16 protein-coding genes are annotated in these 16375 nt (G+C 42.6%); 1 reads left to right on the forward strand and 15 read right to left on the reverse strand.

Features of this window, described 5'->3' with window-relative positions; genetic code table 11:
* Window positions 1-4: 4 nt before the first annotated feature.
* Window positions 5-1153, forward strand: a complete 1149-nt coding sequence (gene chrA, locus HRQ85_RS14850) for a chromate efflux transporter (RefSeq protein WP_172379945.1) — start codon at window positions 5-7, stop codon at window positions 1151-1153.
* A gap of 36 nt (window positions 1154-1189) precedes the next feature.
* Here chrA and HRQ85_RS14855 read toward each other — a convergent pair whose 3' ends face one another.
* From HRQ85_RS14855 to HRQ85_RS14925, 15 genes are read right to left on the reverse strand one after another with little or no spacing between them, the layout of a single operon-like run.
* On the reverse strand, window positions 1190-1918 hold the full coding sequence (locus HRQ85_RS14855; RefSeq protein WP_122082197.1) for a class I SAM-dependent methyltransferase: 729 nt from the start codon (window positions 1916-1918) through the stop codon (window positions 1190-1192).
* A 9-nt stretch (window positions 1919-1927) separates the two neighbouring features.
* Complete coding sequence (locus HRQ85_RS14860; RefSeq protein ID WP_050652455.1) at window positions 1928-2857, reverse strand: glycosyltransferase family 2 protein; 930 nt, start codon at window positions 2855-2857, stop codon at window positions 1928-1930.
* Window positions 2854-4617, reverse strand: coding sequence for a hypothetical protein (locus HRQ85_RS14865; protein WP_122082196.1), 1764 nt, complete (start codon window positions 4615-4617; stop codon window positions 2854-2856). Before HRQ85_RS14865 ends, HRQ85_RS14860 begins: the two co-directional genes overlap by 4 nt.
* Before the next feature lie 34 nt (window positions 4618-4651).
* Window positions 4652-5656, reverse strand: a complete 1005-nt coding sequence (locus HRQ85_RS14870; RefSeq protein WP_122082195.1) for a tetratricopeptide repeat protein — start codon at window positions 5654-5656, stop codon at window positions 4652-4654.
* Window positions 5653-6624 carry a type II secretion system F family protein gene (locus tag HRQ85_RS14875; RefSeq protein ID WP_048605605.1) on the reverse strand — a complete coding sequence of 324 codons (972 nt, stop codon included), beginning with the start codon at window positions 6622-6624 and terminating at the stop codon, window positions 5653-5655. The genes HRQ85_RS14870 and HRQ85_RS14875 overlap by 4 nt, the downstream gene beginning before the upstream one ends.
* A 3-nt stretch (window positions 6625-6627) precedes the next feature.
* Window positions 6628-7593 carry a type II secretion system F family protein gene (locus tag HRQ85_RS14880; protein ID WP_048605607.1) on the reverse strand — a complete coding sequence of 322 codons (966 nt, stop codon included), beginning with the start codon at window positions 7591-7593 and terminating at the stop codon, window positions 6628-6630.
* 9 nt (window positions 7594-7602) lie between these two features.
* Window positions 7603-9051 carry a CpaF family protein gene (locus tag HRQ85_RS14885; protein WP_122082194.1) on the reverse strand — a complete coding sequence of 483 codons (1449 nt, stop codon included), beginning with the start codon at window positions 9049-9051 and terminating at the stop codon, window positions 7603-7605.
* A 33-nt stretch (window positions 9052-9084) separates the two neighbouring features.
* Complete coding sequence (locus HRQ85_RS14890) at window positions 9085-10305, reverse strand: AAA family ATPase (RefSeq protein WP_122082193.1); 1221 nt, start codon at window positions 10303-10305, stop codon at window positions 9085-9087.
* Window positions 10306-10331: 26 nt separating this feature from the next.
* Window positions 10332-10829, reverse strand: coding sequence for a TadE/TadG family type IV pilus assembly protein (locus HRQ85_RS14895; protein WP_172379946.1), 498 nt, complete (start codon window positions 10827-10829; stop codon window positions 10332-10334).
* Window positions 10829-11257: a TadE/TadG family type IV pilus assembly protein gene (locus tag HRQ85_RS14900; RefSeq protein ID WP_122082191.1), complete on the reverse strand. Its 429-nt coding sequence runs from the start codon at window positions 11255-11257 to the stop codon at window positions 10829-10831. Before HRQ85_RS14900 ends, HRQ85_RS14895 begins: the two co-directional genes overlap by 1 nt.
* Window positions 11258-11259: 2 nt before the next feature.
* Complete coding sequence (locus HRQ85_RS14905) at window positions 11260-12528, reverse strand: TadE/TadG family type IV pilus assembly protein (protein WP_122082190.1); 1269 nt, start codon at window positions 12526-12528, stop codon at window positions 11260-11262.
* Between the two features lie 16 nt (window positions 12529-12544).
* Complete coding sequence (locus tag HRQ85_RS14910; RefSeq protein WP_170930205.1) at window positions 12545-12841, reverse strand: hypothetical protein; 297 nt, start codon at window positions 12839-12841, stop codon at window positions 12545-12547.
* Window positions 12804-14258 (reverse strand): type II and III secretion system protein family protein, encoded by a 1455-nt coding sequence (locus tag HRQ85_RS14915; RefSeq protein WP_048605622.1) that lies wholly within the window; start codon window positions 14256-14258, stop codon window positions 12804-12806. Before HRQ85_RS14915 ends, HRQ85_RS14910 begins: the two co-directional genes overlap by 38 nt.
* 8 nt (window positions 14259-14266) lie before the next feature.
* Window positions 14267-15016: a Flp pilus assembly protein CpaB gene (cpaB, locus tag HRQ85_RS14920; protein ID WP_048605624.1), complete on the reverse strand. Its 750-nt coding sequence runs from the start codon at window positions 15014-15016 to the stop codon at window positions 14267-14269.
* The gene (locus HRQ85_RS14925; RefSeq protein WP_048605625.1) at window positions 15009-16358 is read right to left on the reverse strand and encodes an ATPase AAA; all 1350 of its coding nucleotides are present in this window, start codon (window positions 16356-16358) and stop codon (window positions 15009-15011) included. Before HRQ85_RS14925 ends, cpaB begins: the two co-directional genes overlap by 8 nt.
* Window positions 16359-16375: the final 17 nt, after the last annotated feature.

Genomic DNA, 16375 nt, shown 5'->3' on the forward strand with positions numbered 1-16375 from the left:
GATCATGCTTTCAATTTTTAAAACCTTTTTTTGGCTTGGCTGGATTAGCTTTGGTGGACCAGCAGCACACATTGGCTACTTCCGTAAAACCTTTGTTGAGAAACTGAATTGGTTGTCCGACGAAGAATACGGGCAGATTGTCGCTCTTAGTCAATTTCTACCGGGCCCAGGTTCAAGTCAGGTTGGCTTTGCGGTTGGCTACAAGAAAGGTGGATTAACAGGTGCTATTGCTGCATTTGTCGGCTTCACTTCCCCATCTGTGATTCTGATGTTGATATTGGCGTTAGTGAGCAACCAACTATTGGAAGCACCACTTTTCAATTCAATCATTCACGGGCTTAAGTTGTTAGCGGTAGTGGTTGTAGCTGATGCAACCTTTGGTATGTACAAGAACTTTTGCCAATCGAAGATAGCGACCGCTTTATGTGTGATCACCGCGATTGTTCTACTACTGATTCCAGGCATCTGGCCTCAAGTTTTAGTGCTTCTATTTGCAGCGATGGTTGGTAGTGGGTTCTTGACGTCTCAAGAGCTAAAAACGACACCTTCAACACAAAAAATATCGGTAACGCCTCTCGTGATTTTTGTTGGGTTATTGGTTGGTCTACCTCTATTCAGTGCTTACTCTCAAGGTATTGAAGTGTTTGGCCTATTCTACCAAGCAGGTAGCTTAGTATTCGGTGGCGGCCATGTGGTACTCCCATTGCTACAAAATGGTATTGGCGACCAACTATCGCAAGATGCCTTCCTAACAGGTTATGCAGCAGCACAGGCAGTACCAGGGCCTATGTTTACACTCGCGACTTACTTAGGTTATGTATTGATGCCGTCAGCACCGATCACAGGCGCACTGTTAGCGACGATTGCTGTGTTCTTACCGGGCTTCTTATTACTACTAGGTGTACTGAAAAACTGGCAAGCAATTGCGAGCAAACCTCTGGTTGCTGGCGCTCTTACTGGTGTGAATGCGGCAGTTGTAGGTCTACTACTTGCAGCCCTTTATCAACCTATCTTCACAAGTGCAGTGAGCAGCGGCATAGACTTCGCTCTGATAATTATCGGTGTGTGGTTATTGAAAACCCTGAAGTTACCTATTGTAGGGCTTGTCGGATTATTCATGGTCTTTGGCGCAATGACAGGTTTAGCAGTCTAAAGATTTATAGTAAGAAGTGAGCGAGTCGCTTGCTTCTTACTTCTTTTCAGAACTAGAATCAGGCTTAATCCCGTGAAAATTGAAGAATAAATTGCAGTCAATAAGAGGCACAAAACTCATCGGCCAAAATGATTTTTGATGTTCAGGAAGATAGTACCTTAAGAACGCAATTAGATTATTACATGGATTTACATGCTCTCTTGCCATTATATAATCGTAATTCCAACCTTTTGCCAGACCTTGCTTCCTCGTCGTACAGTACCGACCAATCTTCCATGCTACTCCAGGATCAGTAGGAATCAGAATCGAAAGAGTCCCTCCGGGCTTTAACACTCTTAACCACTCTTTGATAACTAAATGGGGCTCATACAAATGTTCCAATATATGAGTTGCAATCACTCGATCAAAGCTATTATTTTCAAAGTTTAATTGCCTAGCATTGGTCACATCGAAAGTAAGTTTATCGTAAGAGTTGATATGATTGAGCTGCTTTTGGGCCAACTCAAGTGCCGCAGCATCACCATCACTTACAATATATTCATCAAAAGTGTGCTTAACATGCAGTAAGTGTTCACCCGTTCCGGATCCCACTTCTAATACTCTCGAAAAGTGTTCACTTTCACCAAATGGCTTTTCACACGCTACATGGCCAGCTCTCATCACATAACCCGTTGTATTTCCGCTGTAAACCCGCTCATCATATTCGTCACTGAATCGAGATAAATAGTTGAGCCATTCTTTATCTTCGTCCTTGCTTATTCTCATACCAGAACCCTATTTTGATAGCTTGTGATCGTGACTTCTTAATATTGAGAGGATTCTCATCTCTCTTCTACCTCGTGACACGTTGTCGAGTATCAAGCCACAAAAGAAAGACATCACCGCAATAAGTGCAATTGAGCTAGACAGAATAGCAGTAGGTACTCTTTCAACTAACCCTGTATCGATAAAATCTAGGATAACGGGAATCCCTAATCCTAATGAAATAAAACAAAGCAACACTGACAACACACCGAAGAAAAACATCGGCTTTACGTCTCTTAATAAGAACAAAATAAAGTTAAGGATTTTAATACCATCACTCAATGTATTCAGCTTGCTAGCAGTGCCTTCAGGTCTTGAATGATACTTAGTTGGAACTTCTTTGATTGACATATTATGGTGCAACGCGTGTACGGTTAATTCCGTTTCAATTTGAAAGCCATCACTAAAAATTGGAACTGTTTTAACAAACCTACGACTCATAACTCGATAGCCCGAAAATACATCACTCAATTGAGCGCCGAACCCTCGGTTGATAAGTGTCGAGAACATCTTATTACCGAAAATATGTCCTTTGGGGTAAGCCCCTGAAGAACGCTCTCGGCTACCGATGATCATATCGAGCTGTTCAGTTACGAGCTGATCGATCAATGTGGGGCATATTGACGCATCGTAGGTATCGTCACCATCTGCCATAATGTAAATGTCAGCATCAATATCCGAAAACATCCTCCTCACAACTTCGCCTTTACCTTGACGAGATTCATGACGAACAATGGCACCAGCCTGTAACGCCTCCTTGACCGTCCCATCAGTAGAATTATTATCGTACACATAAATAGTTGCGCTGGGTAAAGCCAATTGAAAATCAGCCACAGTTTTTCCAACAGCCCCAGCTTCGTTAAAGCACGGGAGTAACACTGCAATGGTTTGTTCTTTCATGTACTCCCCCTAACTCGAAATACTCGGTAACCGCTTTCGATGTTGTCGTGCACAACCTCCAACCAAGTCGGCGTATCTGAGCTGTACAGCTTATTGATCAATGCCTCCTCGCTAGCCGAGTCCTTTAAAATCAACAAATGCGGATCATTGCCAATAACAATGATATCGATGCTTTTCTCTATGATTTTCCGTTCGGCTAAGCTCAGATCTTCCTCTAGCATCACCTCAATAAGAAATTGGTTCCCTACAATATTTCGATGGTAAGGAGCAGCAATAATTCGATTATCCGTTTTTGCTAACACTGGAGCCCCCGTTTCAATCCCTGAAAGTATGGTGTGCGAATTTATATCATTATCTTTTAACACCTTATGAATCTTCAGCGATTGCTCCTTTTGATCAAGGGTAGTTGTAATTTCTTCGGTTGGCGACAACGCGAGAATGACAAAGGCGACCGCTAGTGGTGCTCCAGAAGTAATAACCGTTGCTTTTATGATGGAGGAACGGATGTAATCAGCTAACTGAAGAATCACGTATGCTTGCAGGGGAGCAGCTAGCACGAAACACAACCTCATGACTCTAATCTGCCAAAAGATCGCAAGGGCTAAATTGAACATAAAGATGAGATACAAAATTGTGCAGTGGTGATTTTTACGCTTAAAAAGTGGATACAAAGTGGCAGGAATCACGAGCAAAGCGTAATTCTCTATCGAGAAAAAACCATGACTTGCGACATATCTAACGACCGATTTCGCTTCTGTCACTTGGTCTAACCAATAGACTTTAAGTATTGGAGGGTAATCAATTAACAACGCACTGCTGAGTGATGGATAAAGCACTGCCACTGGGATTAAAAATAGAACAGCTAGAAATACGAACAGAAAAACCTTTTGCAGTAGACTGTTATCTTCATTCATAAACCGATGATAAACATTAACGAAAAGCCAGCCACAGAAGAAAAGGATGATGAGAACAAATGATATTTCGTCGTACTTAAAAACGAAAAACTCATCGTAAGGCCGATTTAATAAAACCGCACAAATCCCAAACAGAGCGGAACTCGCATACAACTTAGAGATATAGCCAAACCACTCATGGCGAACAAGACCGTAATACACGGTGTAAATCGCGAAAAAAAACATGAATAGCAAAACATTATCAAGCCCCGTCCATAAAGATAGAGACAGCGAGATAGATTGCGCATACACACGCCACGCATGGCGCAACTGCTCATGATTCAATGGCGTTAAAGCTAGAAATAGGACCGCGAAGATCAGCTGAATATTATGATGATCAATAGAACCGGGTAAAAAATGGATAATTGAAGGCGAAGAAATCGCAAACATCATACTAATAAAGCGATACTTGGCACCGAAGAGGTGGTCAGCTAGGTAAAAGCATGACAGCGAAAAAAGTAGCAAGTAAAGCAGAGGGACAAGAGAAATGGATATTGTATAAGCAAGATTATCATCGACGATAAACAACAATGGAAAAGCTACGAGCGATAAGATTAAATCAGGAAAGCGAGACCAATGAATAACAATGCCATCAGCGGCATTAAAATTATTCATTGGCTCTAGGTACCAATGTCCAGTTGCCATCCAATCCTGAAATTGAACGAAACGCATATAGTCGTCATTGTCATTCAGCTTAAGAGCTGAAACACTCTCCCACTTGTAAATAAAGATAACTGTGGCACAAACTAGCCAAATGACAGAGATAACAATGATATCTTTATTAAAACTCTCACTTTTAGGCGACATGAATATCCTTTTCACTGAGCCAAAATTTAAACGACTATTGCTCCATCTCTCTCACTTCCGCTAGTGCTCTGTTTAAGTTTTCGTTCGCAACTCTGTAATACGATGGTTTCTTGTCTATTGCTTGCTGAAGGTAAGGAACGGCTTCATCCGGCTTACCTTGTAATATTAGGAAATACCCAACATTATTCAACGCTTCCGGTGTGTCCATGTGCCTCATGAATACGTTAGTTGCCTTCTTAATATCGCCAGAGGCTAAATAAATAAGCGCCAGATTATTCTGAGCTTTTTCATTATTCGGCTCTAACTCTAAAGCTGAGCGCGTGTACTGATACGCTTCCTTATAATTACCGTACATGTAATGAGAGTAGCCCATATTCAACAAAGCTTTGACTGAACTTTTGTCTATCGTCAGCGATTTTTTAAAGTACTCTTGTGCGATCTGATGCTTTCCGTCAACATCTTCCAATACACCAATTCCCATGTAAGCCAATGCTGGGGACATGCTGTCTACCTTCAAACTGGCCACTTCACTTTGGCTCAACGCTTGGTAGTTTTGGATAGTTTCACTGCTTTTTAAACGAACTTGGTCTGAATTTATCGCTTTAAAGAAATAGCTTCGACCTTCATCTGTACGACGTTGTTTGGTGTATAGAACACCTAACTGTTCCAGTACTTCAGTGTGGGCAGGGTTAAAATCTAGCGCTGCTAGGTAAGCTTTCTCGGCCAACGCATAATTACCGCGAGACGAATGTATTTGGCCAATAGTGAATAAGGTTTTATCGTGAAACTCTTTTTCAGGGAAGGACAAAGAGCGTATATATTCATATAAGGCCAAGTCTATATTGTTGTCTCGCAGAGCAATGTCACCGCGCATAATTGCTTCTTTTTCATTTAGCGGTGGATCATCACTAGTTAAAGAATCGATTGGTTTACCAGAATACAATTCTGCATCAAATTGATTGGTCGGCTCATCCGAAGAAGCACAACCAAGTAGCAAAATTGGCAATAGTAGAAGAATAAACTTGTTGTATAGCATCATAAACTTGCTCCCGGCGCAGTTAATGCGTCCATTACGATCAAGAGTCCAGGGCCAAGTGCGACAATGAAAAAACAAGGCCAAATAAATATCAACATGGGGAATAACATTTTAGTCGGTATTTTCGCCGCGATTTCTTCAGCGGCTTGCTGACGCTTATCTCTAAAATCTTCAGTATAGTCACGGAGCGTTTGCGCTAAGCTTCCGCCCATTCTCGATGCATGAGAAAGCAAAGAAACCAAACCTTCCAACTCGACTAAACCGGTTCGTTCGATAAGCTGCCTAAGCGCATCAGGCATGGTGACACCCGCTTGGATTTTAGCAAACACAGTCTCTAGTTCATCCGCAAGCTCCGGCTGAGAGACATAGAGCTCAGATGCGACACGGCCAAGGGCTGCATTAAAACCAAGCCCAGACTCAGTACACACAACAAGAAGATCAAGCGCATCAGGGACACCATTTCTTATTTTTTTCTGACGCTCTTTTTGTAACTTGTTCAGAACAATATTTGGCGTGAATGTTCCGAGAAAAACACAAGTCATGATGAGCAAATTATTGTAATCTCCGCCCAACGATATGTAATAGACCATAAAAGCAGCGACGATACCTATTAAGCTAGATAAAACCTTCAACGCATAGAAAACTGATAATGAACTCTTCTCATGGAACCCAGCATGCATCAGCTTTTCTGAGTAAGTTTCATTATCCTTTTTGTTACCTTTACTTAAAAAAGGGCTTAATGATTCAAGCGTATTTGAGAAATCATAGGGTTTGCGGCCACCGACACTTCCCTCTTCAGATATTTGTCTAAGCTTCTTGTCTAAAGGAGATCGAGCACCTAAAAACAGAAACCCAACAGTCAATGTTAACAAGACAGTAGTGAGCAAAATCATCGCATAAATAACTACCTGAGAGCTGATCCCAAACTCTTCTAACATCTGCTTCCAGACTTCAATATTGAGTAGTTCCATAAGTTAAATCTCTATGCTGATGATCTTTTTAATCCACAAGGCCCCGATGGCCAAAAGAACAATACCGACACTGACCATCGATAAACCGCGTGGGTCTTTATAAAGTGGCTCGATATACTCTGGGCTAGCTACCCTCAATGCGAAAAACAAACCAAAAGGCGATAACGTTAATATCCATGCTGATAAACGACTTTCAGCAGAGAGTGTTTTTACCTTCCTTTCCAGTTTGAAACGCGCTCTAAGTACTTCTGATACCTTTTGCAGGTTCTCAGATAAGTTACCCCCGGTCTCTTTTTGCAACATTACGGCACTAGAAAAAGCCAACATTGATACGGTGGGTACTCGCTCTGTCATCTGTAAAATCGCTAAACGTAAGTCATAACCATAATTCAGTAAGTTATAGGTGTTCTTAAACTCGGTACCGATTGGGTCAGGAAGCTCTTCGCCAACCTCATTAAATGATTGAACGAGCGGTTGCCCTGCTTGTAAGGCACGTCGAATAATATCCAACGCCTCAGGAAGTTGTTCTTCAAATCGAGCCATTCGGTAAGTCACTCGATTTTGTACAAATAGATAGGCGATAACCCAAACAAAAATGAACGCCCCCAGACTGATGAACCATACTTGGTTGGTCATTATCGATATTAATGAGAGCAGCACAGCGCAAAGAGAAATAATCAGTAAGAATCGGCTTAATGCCACTTTCATACCTGCAAGTTCCAACATTTTTTTCAAGCCCGCGAAAAAAGAGATGACGATGAGCTTACGGTCCAGCGGGGAAAGTTCTTTGTTATAGTGTTCTTTGAGTAATGACAAACTCTCTGCATCGATATTACGTTGCGTCTCTTTCAAGCGGCGAGACAGCTCTTTATGCTTCGCTTTCTTACCTGCAGCAGGTAACAACAACGCTTGGGAAATAAAAAGTACTGCGATAAACAATAGACCTAATGAAACGCTTACATTGTCCATAATCTCTCCTTAACCTTTGGTCTCACTAAAGAGCTCGAAAGGCAGATCGAGTCCACGTTTGACTAACTGGTCGTGGTATTGAGGCACAACCCCCGTTGCAGTGAAATAACCGATAATATTGCCATCTTCATCAATACCTTTACGCTGAAAACGGAATATTTCAGACATCGTAATCACTTCACCTTCCATGCCGTTGATCTCTTGGATACTCACCATACGACGCTTACCATCTTCTTGGCGTTCCATTTGAACAACAAGGTGGATAGCCGAAGCTATTTGAGCTCGTAAGTTTTTGGTTGATATGTTCCACCCAGCCATCGAGAACATGTTTTCGACACGACTCAAGGCATCACGAGGGGTATTCGCATGAATGGTAGCAAGTGAGCCGTCATGGCCCGTGTTCATCGCAGCCAGCATATCAACGGCTTCGCTACCACGAACCTCACCAACCACGATTCGGTCGGGCCGCATACGCAGGGTATTTTTTACGAGTTCTCGCTGGCTAATTTCTCCCTTCCCTTCTAGGTTAGCAGGGCGGGTTTCTAAGCGAATTACATGAGGTTGTTGAAGTTGTAATTCCGCCGAGTCTTCTATGGTAATAATTCGTTGATCTCGAGGAATAAAGCCAGAAAAGATGTTAAGTGTTGTCGTTTTACCAGAGCCAGTCCCTCCGGAGATTAAGATATTTAATTCACCTTTAACCGCAGCTTCGACAAACTTAGCCATCTGAGGAGACACTGAGTTATAGTCAATCAAGTTATCCATAGTCAAACGGTCAACAGCAAAGCGACGGATAGAAACGGAAGGGCCATCAAGTGCGAGAGGCGGGATAATTGCGTTAACACGTGAACCATCAACTAAGCGCGCATCTACCATAGGTGACGCTTCATCTATGCGACGGCCAACCTGACTGACGATACGGTCAATAATGTTTCTTAAATGGCGATCATCAAGAAAAGTATAGGGTGTTTTTTCAAGTTTACCTCTTCGCTCCACGTAAACACTTTTAGGGCCGTTGACCAATATATCCGATACAGTTTGATCAGCTAATAAGGGCTCCAACGGACCAAGGCCAAAAACTTCATCTTCTATCTGTTTGATGACCCGCTTACGACCTTCTGCGCTGAGTGCATGACTACCATCATCAGCCATCAACTGAACGATAGCTTCATGCAAATCTAGCTTGGCGCGCTCTTTCTCCAAGCTAGAAAGTAACCCTAAGTCTAACGTTTCAAGCAACTGCTTGTGAAAGAAGTGTTTGATTGATAATTCTTGCTCCAGTACTTTTCGAGCTTCATCGATCGCTTTCTCCTTTTCAACACTCGCTTCTGTCCGAGAGTTACTGGACGTCTCAACACTTGATAAACGTTCAACAGGATTGGCATCTTCTGAATCATGCGAAATCTGTTCTACTTTTTTTTCAAACTCTGGATTTACATTTTTTCGTTTAAAGAACATCACAATCCCTCGTGTTTACTTTTCATCAACCCATTATGAAAACAACTTTTTCAGCCACCCTTTCTCTTCCTGCTCCGGTGGTGAAAGAACATGAGATAAGTCGATGATAGAGCGAGTAATAGAGCTTTTTTTTCTCGACTGAACTAACGGCTGCCCCAAGTTGGCACTCTCTAGCGCGACTTTAAAATCATTTGGCATAAGGTGTATGTCGTGGTTACCCACTGCTTGCTCAATGTCTTTCAACTTAATTGAATGTCGCTTTTCATAACGGTTGAGAATGACCTCTATTGAGTCACTTTGTAAGCCGTACTCAAACTTCAGAGATTTAATTAGTCGGCTTGTGTTTTTTACTGACACTAAGCTCTGTTGCAAAACCAAAAGTACTTTAGTCGCGGGTGATATTGCTGATGCAAATACGTGATCTAAGCCTCTAGACAGGTCAATGATCACATAAGGGTAGAAACGACGCAGAATTGGAAGTAATCTGCCAATTTTCTGAGCCTGTTCGAAATCATCTGCGTTATTTTCATGCTTAAAGCTTAGAACATGGAGACCCGATTCGTGTTTATTTACCAATGACCCCAAAGACATTTCATCCAAATCATTAGAACTGTTGATCGCATCCGAAACACTATAAGTAGGGGTTATGTTCAAATAATCAGGTATCACGCCAAATTGAAGATCGATATCGAGTAAAAGCACTTCGTTAGGATGTTGCGTGGCCATTTCAATGGCAGTATTTAACGCTAAGGTGGTTGCTCCCATCCCTCCCTTGGTGTTCAAAAACAAGATAAACTCTCCGTAACTGGAGTTCTCAAGCTTTTCAGAGGCCGTTTTCTTCAAGAGTGGCAGTAGGTCTGATAGGGTCACATTGTGAGACAAAAAATCTGAAGCTCCTAAACGCAGTGCGATTTTTAGTGACCCATTATCACTTTCATCACCGAGCACAACTAAAGACAAGTCCTTGTCTTCTAAAGACAAATCATACCCTTGCAACTCAACCATTTTTTGCGCCCAATTCCCGTGAGCTTCAACGAAAATAAGCTCTGGAACATCCGCACTTTTTAAGTACTCTTCACTCATTGCCGCAAGAGAAAACGACGTCACATGAACATTTCGGCATTTTTTTAGCTCTTGACTCATATGCGAGTGAAAGCCGTCAGTACTATGGACTAACCAAACCTTTAGATTCGTTCTTAAACGAGTCATATCCTTATCGTTTTCATTCGGCGTTATTTTGATCGCTTCCCCCATACATTTATCTCCTTTTAAACAACCGCTTATGGGCATCTATTCCATATATTAGGGCTAGTTTCAGTTTCAGGCCTCACCACTCCCAAACTTTCTGCTGGTAGTATTGTTTCAAACGCAGGGGCTGCAAGAAATCCATTATTTCCTAGAAAGCTTAGGTTACTGATTAACTGAATGCCATAGCCCGTAGCCCTAGCACGCACAAATTTAATATCACCAAAGTTCGCTTCAAAATCAGAAGCAATCTCTCCCCCGCTCGCGTCTAAGTAAGCCACTTCTAAGTTCGCATTAGTAAACCCAACAAGAGGAATATCATCCACCACCATTCCGGCAATATTATCTCTATCTAAGACGTAACAGACCGTCGCTAACCTAGCAGCCTTCCTAGTCGCCTCACTGACCATTTGCAGCGAAAATATATAGGCACCCAACGCGAAAATGAGAAAGAGCAGTAGAAAAATTAATGATGAGACCAAAGTGAACTCAATAATGGCCAGCCCTTTGGTTCGTCTTTTAAGCCTTATCATCACAGCACCCTCATCACGGAAGTCACACTTAATGGAACAGCAAAACTCTCGTTCGAAAAAGGAATAGACAAGAAGAGTGGAACATAATCATACGTCACACTAACTCGTACATAACTGTCTCCTGAAGGGGGGGTTACAGTCACATCCGATACCGTCAGTGAAGATAATACAGCTGTTCCTGCGCTGTTCTGACCATAGACCACGACATTCTGAATTTCAGACGTCGGTGCGATGGTTCCACCAATGGTTCCATACACTTCACTAACCGCATAACGAGCGCCATTTTGCACTGACTTCGATATCACATTGTAGTGAACAAGAATATTGCCAAACTCTAGAACTAAGACTAGAAAAAACAGTAAAACGGGAGTCGCAATGACCATCTCTACGGCAGCAAATCCCTGTTGAAATTGATTAGATTGCTTCATGATCAAGATTCCCCACTATTGGGGTCCTTATACAGAACAATCTTATAAGTCCCTTCCGTTGTCGACGTTGTACTACCTGATCCACCAGCAACACTGCAAGAGTGGATAAACTCACCAAAAACGGCGGGTGTACCTGAGTTGTTAGTTGGTGCTTTTTGCAACAAGAAAAAGCAGCCGATCTTGTGTACGGTAAAGTCAGTTGCACCACCACTTTTACCTGAGCAATCAACCATAGGAATCGGCAAAATTCTTCTCCAAGCAACACCATTAGATACACACCCAGAACCACCGCTTGCTATACAGGCATTAGTATCTGACTCATATTGAGCATAGGTATAACTTCCGTCAGAATCGATCTCTCCCGTGCTAGCATCAATCGTGATTTCATTGGTAGGTTCTGTGGTTACATAATCTGAAGGGTAATCAGATGCCGATAAGCCACCGCCATAATCTCCAAAACGAGTATTCAAACCATCGCCTGTGGGACCAACCGTGCCACCAGGTTTTGTCGTAATATCTTCACCAATTTTGACTGGCTGGTCATAACTACCACCTAAGCCTTCTTTGACGGTTTTACCACCTGAACCGAAATCCAATAGGTGATAGTTACCATTGCCCATTTCAGATAGTTTGTTATCTCCTACCTTAAGAGCATGAACGGTACCGACTTCATAGCCAAATACATTAACTATCTCTTCACCTGTCACATCGTGATAGCCATCTTCTGGGTCAATATCGTTATCCGAAGTGCCATCACCAATACACACCCCAATGGGTACAACGTTATTAACTACATCTTGCCCAGAGCTTGGCCCAGCAACGGCACTTGCCGATACTTCCTTATCAAGACCAAACATATGAATGAAAAATTCATCCATCTCTAGTGCATCTACGCGAACTCGCACATAAACATCATCACTTGCACCGAACGTCACCGTGCCAGTAAAATCTTGTGGGTCATTCGAATAATCAATGCTTATAGAAGCGGTCGAGAAATCAATTTCTTGGTTCCCTGTTGAAGCCGCCATGGCATTGAGCGCCGTACCGACTTCCGCGTCTACCGCGTCTTTATCTTTGCTATTGTCTAATATGGTTGCAGCAGCCAGCGCTGCAGAATCAACTGCATTTTGTAAGCGCGTTTTATTTACAACCATATGGTTTATGTCTACAGCTAGCGCTGAGACAGCGAGAAAAACCAACAAGGCAGCAGTAATCATCACCGCAACTAAGCCTTGTTGTTTCTTAGGGCTTTGTGATACTCGATACGACATATGAGTACCTCCAGATTTAGTTAAAATCTTCTAAGATCTGGCTACTACTTCCGGACAGATCGTTTTCACCTCTGCCAACATATCTGTCGTAACCAGTCTGCATCCGCTCCCCTGTACCATCAGGTACTTCGAGTAAATTCTCTTGGGTCGCATTAGGGTTATACGTTTGCTCTGTTTTCACTAGTGCTACCGAGTGCCCTAAACGAGCATCGTTCGCACAGCCAACCAATAACATTGTGAGAAAGATCATCATTATTTTAGTCATATCTATCCCCTTATAAATCATGCCCAAATGAGCCTTCGCTACCACCATCGGTCGGTGATATATCCTGTGAAGCTTGAGATTGTTCTGAATCAGATTCAGACGGTTCAGCGATGTAAGCGCTTCGGCCTAACAAGTAATATTCCAAATCATTAGGATCAACAAAGGCATCAGTTGGTAACGTCACTTTCGTTCGGTCAATAGGTTTAGCGAGTCGAGGAGTAACAAGAATAACGAGCTCTGTTTCGCCAGATACATACTCTTGGCTATTGAAAAGCTGACCTAAAATCGGCACATCGCCAAAACCGGGCATCTTGTTACTGATGTCCCTAACATTCTCACTCAACAACCCCGCAATACCGATGGTTTGACCGTCGGCTAACTCAAGCGTCGACGATGCACTTCTTCGGGTAATAGGAGGGATAAAGTAAGTCGCATTGGTGGTACCAGGATCAATCGTTAACGAGCTACTATTGGCAATCTCACTCACATCAACCGCTAAGTTTAGGTTGATTTTTTTGTCACTGAGTACCGTGGGGATGAACTTTAAACCTACACCATATTCTTTATATTCAATGGTAATACCATCTTCGTCAGGCACCGGAATGGGAAATTCTCCCCCCGCTAAAAACTCAGCCTTTGAACCGCTTAGCGCGGTTAAGTTCGGTTCAGCCAAGACTTTTGCCACACCATTTTGTTTTGCTACGTCCAATGCGAAAGTAAACAATGTATTACTATCAATGAAAGAACCTAAAATACCGTAATCAGTAGAGGTAGGAATATTGAAAATAGGGGTTGCACCTAACACACCGGCAGGGACTGAAGACGCCCCCCAAGAAAAGTCAGATCCACTGGTTTGGAAGAAATGGAAGTTCGCATCAAACTTTCTTACCAAGCTTCTTTGAACCTCAGCAACCGTTACCTCTAACATCACCTGCTGAGCCCCTCCGATCGACATCAAATTAATAACACCTGTCGCTGCAGCTTGTTCACTTCCACTTTCTTTTGATGCGTCAGCAGCCTGCCCTGACGAATAGGTTTCTGCGATTCGCATCGCCACATTCATTTGTTGTTGGTTACTGACCTGACCGCTCAATAATAGACGGTTCTGCGCACTGTGCACTTCGATAGTTTCATCAGGAAGGAACTCATATAATTTAGCTTTGAGGCTATTAAGATCATGAGTAACCTCAATGTTAATAGACTCAATCAACCGACCTCGAGAGTCCCAAGCCATTAGGTTTGTCGCACCTAATTTTTTACCAATTAAAAACACTTCATTTGATTTTAAAATTACAATATCTAAAACTTCAGGATCACCAAGAGAAACCTTCGCCGCTTTTCCCGACAGCACGACATGCGTAGATTTATGATGTGGAACCGTGACTGTTTTTCCCGTTTGTAACGCCGCTACACTGGCCGTCGAAATACAAATCAGGCTCAAAACACACGCAATTAATATTCTCATATTTCACCTCAATCCTTGACGCGCACATTAGATGTTTCTGTACCTTTGATAATGGTGACACTCGGTCTAGGCACATATCGACGAACCACTTTTTTCTCAACTTCATGTGGGTTTCTCAAAGTCAGCTGAATATCGCCTTTGCTTTTAGCCGTGAGAAGTTTCTCTGCCTCTTTCGGCGTCATCTCAAGTGTTACCGCTCGTACAATAATCGGACTGTTTTCTTTCGTTTTAGCCGTTTGGTCGACAGCCAAAACCTTAATGTCTTTTAATACTGTTTGAGTCGCTGCAGAGTTTTTTCCGTAAGAAACCGTATTAAGAATATCAACCTTGTTACCCGGCAATAAGAAACCCGCCACACCAATAACATCATCAACACGTATCGTTACCGCACGTTTATTTTCAGGGATAAGAGCTGCAAGCGTTGACCCTTCTCCTGGTACAGTAAATCGTAACTTGTGAAGCACCTCTCCCGCATAGACAGTATTCGCAACAACCTTGCCAATCAGCTCTGCTTTATCCGAATAGTTATTTTCATTAATCCAATCAACTTCCATCAATCTGGTGGTTAAAAACTGATCCTCGATAATAGTTCCGGCTTCAATTTCTTGTGATGCGACAACAACGGGGTGACGCTCGACCGTTTCAACTTCAACGGTTGGCTGAACTTGATCATCCATCCACTGCTTAGCAAAAAATACAGCCGCTAAGCCGAATACTACGGACAGTAAAAACAGTAGGAAAACTTGACTCTTATTCATTATTCTCTTCCTCGTGTCCATCAGAGGTAAAATAAACTTCCCATGCCATGGAAAGAATATCGAATGTGATAACAGGTGGGAGTTGCTCAAACGAAAGAATGTCTTTGCTTATACCAACGAGATCTTTCGGTAAACATGGGAAAAGTGGCACTTTTAGAAGCGTGTGCATTTGAGACAAACGCTCAAAAAAACCGTCTTGAAGCTCTACCTCTTTATCAGCAACGACACTCATCCATAAAGCTTCATAATCTCGCTGATTAAGTGGCTTGAATTCAATCTTGTAACCCAAACGACGTAAAAAGGCAGGATCGCTTATTTTCTTGGGGTTTAGATTGGTAGAAAAGGCAAGAGTTAATACAAATGGCATCGTTATCTGCTGACCATTAGGCAGCGACAAATAGTCGAAGGAATACTCCATCGGTACAATCCAACGATTAAGAAGCGCATCCACCGGCATGGGCTGACGACCAAGGTCATCAATGATAAAGATCCCATTATTTGCCATCATTTGAACTGGTGCTAACCAGACTCGACTATTTTCTGAATGATTCACTTCAAGCATATCCATAGTAAGCTCACCACCCACCTGAATATTCGGTCTCTCACAGTTAAGCCAACGCTTGTCGTACTGATCTTTGAGGGAAATGCTTTGATCGCTGCCGTTACTATCCAACGGTTTATGATGTTGCGCCGAGAACACCTTGATAATGTTACCTAATGCATAGACTGCATAAGGAATAAATACAGAGGTGTGCAAAGCATTCACAATACGGCTCGCGACAAAGGTTTTACCAGTACCAGCGTGCCCATATAACAACAAAGCACGTCCAGAATTGATTGCAGGCCCTAGCACTGAAATCATTTTGTCGACACCATATACATCATCCAGAGCAGCTTCGACATGTGGTCTAGTGACTAGCTCTACTCTCAGGTCTTGCTGTTTGACCACATCACTGTATTGGTCAAGCGAAACTGGCGCGGGCCCTAAATAAGCATCACGTTTAAAGGCAAGATCAGCTTCTTCAAGTCCTTTCTCAGAAAGGGAGTAACGGACATGACTATGGGAGACTGATGAAAGAGAAAGGTCTGAGGTAGGTTGAAACACCTCAATTAATGACTTCTTCCTCAAAACGGCTAGAGCACTTTCCACTATATGGGTAACAACACACAAATAATTAGAAAGCTCTAACACATCCGATTTAGGATAAGCAGACAAATGCTTGAGTACGAGGTTTTCAATAACAACTTCAGGAACACCCAACATATCAAGAGATGTCGGAACGGTAGGGGCTGAAATTTGAGGCTTCAAAGTTGTTGGAGCTGTACGCCCTATAATATCCATATATTATTCCTCTCCAC

The organism is Vibrio sp. Vb339 (assembly GCF_902751245.1).
Taxonomy (GTDB): domain Bacteria; phylum Pseudomonadota; class Gammaproteobacteria; order Enterobacterales; family Vibrionaceae; genus Vibrio; species Vibrio coralliirubri.

Coding starts and splice junctions, on each gene's coding strand:
- chrA (WP_172379945.1), top strand. CDS start 5: ATGCTTTCAATTTTTAAAACCTTTTTTTGGCTTGGCTGGATTAGCTTT.
- HRQ85_RS14855 (WP_122082197.1), bottom strand. CDS start 1,918: ATGAGAATAAGCAAGGACGAAGATAAAGAATGGCTCAACTATTTATCT.
- HRQ85_RS14860 (WP_050652455.1), bottom strand. CDS start 2,857: ATGAAAGAACAAACCATTGCAGTGTTACTCCCGTGCTTTAACGAAGCT.
- HRQ85_RS14865 (WP_122082196.1), bottom strand. CDS start 4,617: ATGTCGCCTAAAAGTGAGAGTTTTAATAAAGATATCATTGTTATCTCT.
- HRQ85_RS14870 (WP_122082195.1), bottom strand. CDS start 5,656: ATGATGCTATACAACAAGTTTATTCTTCTACTATTGCCAATTTTGCTA.
- HRQ85_RS14875 (WP_048605605.1), bottom strand. CDS start 6,624: ATGGAACTACTCAATATTGAAGTCTGGAAGCAGATGTTAGAAGAGTTT.
- HRQ85_RS14880 (WP_048605607.1), bottom strand. CDS start 7,593: ATGGACAATGTAAGCGTTTCATTAGGTCTATTGTTTATCGCAGTACTT.
- HRQ85_RS14885 (WP_122082194.1), bottom strand. CDS start 9,051: ATGTTCTTTAAACGAAAAAATGTAAATCCAGAGTTTGAAAAAAAAGTA.
- HRQ85_RS14890 (WP_122082193.1), bottom strand. CDS start 10,305: ATGGGGGAAGCGATCAAAATAACGCCGAATGAAAACGATAAGGATATG.
- HRQ85_RS14895 (WP_172379946.1), bottom strand. CDS start 10,829: ATGATAAGGCTTAAAAGACGAACCAAAGGGCTGGCCATTATTGAGTTC.
- HRQ85_RS14900 (WP_122082191.1), bottom strand. CDS start 11,257: ATGAAGCAATCTAATCAATTTCAACAGGGATTTGCTGCCGTAGAGATG.
- HRQ85_RS14905 (WP_122082190.1), bottom strand. CDS start 12,528: ATGTCGTATCGAGTATCACAAAGCCCTAAGAAACAACAAGGCTTAGTT.
- HRQ85_RS14910 (WP_170930205.1), bottom strand. CDS start 12,841: ATGGTGGTAGCGAAGGCTCATTTGGGCATGATTTATAAGGGGATAGAT.
- HRQ85_RS14915 (WP_048605622.1), bottom strand. CDS start 14,258: ATGAGAATATTAATTGCGTGTGTTTTGAGCCTGATTTGTATTTCGACG.
- cpaB (WP_048605624.1), bottom strand. CDS start 15,016: ATGAATAAGAGTCAAGTTTTCCTACTGTTTTTACTGTCCGTAGTATTC.
- HRQ85_RS14925 (WP_048605625.1), bottom strand. CDS start 16,358: ATGGATATTATAGGGCGTACAGCTCCAACAACTTTGAAGCCTCAAATT.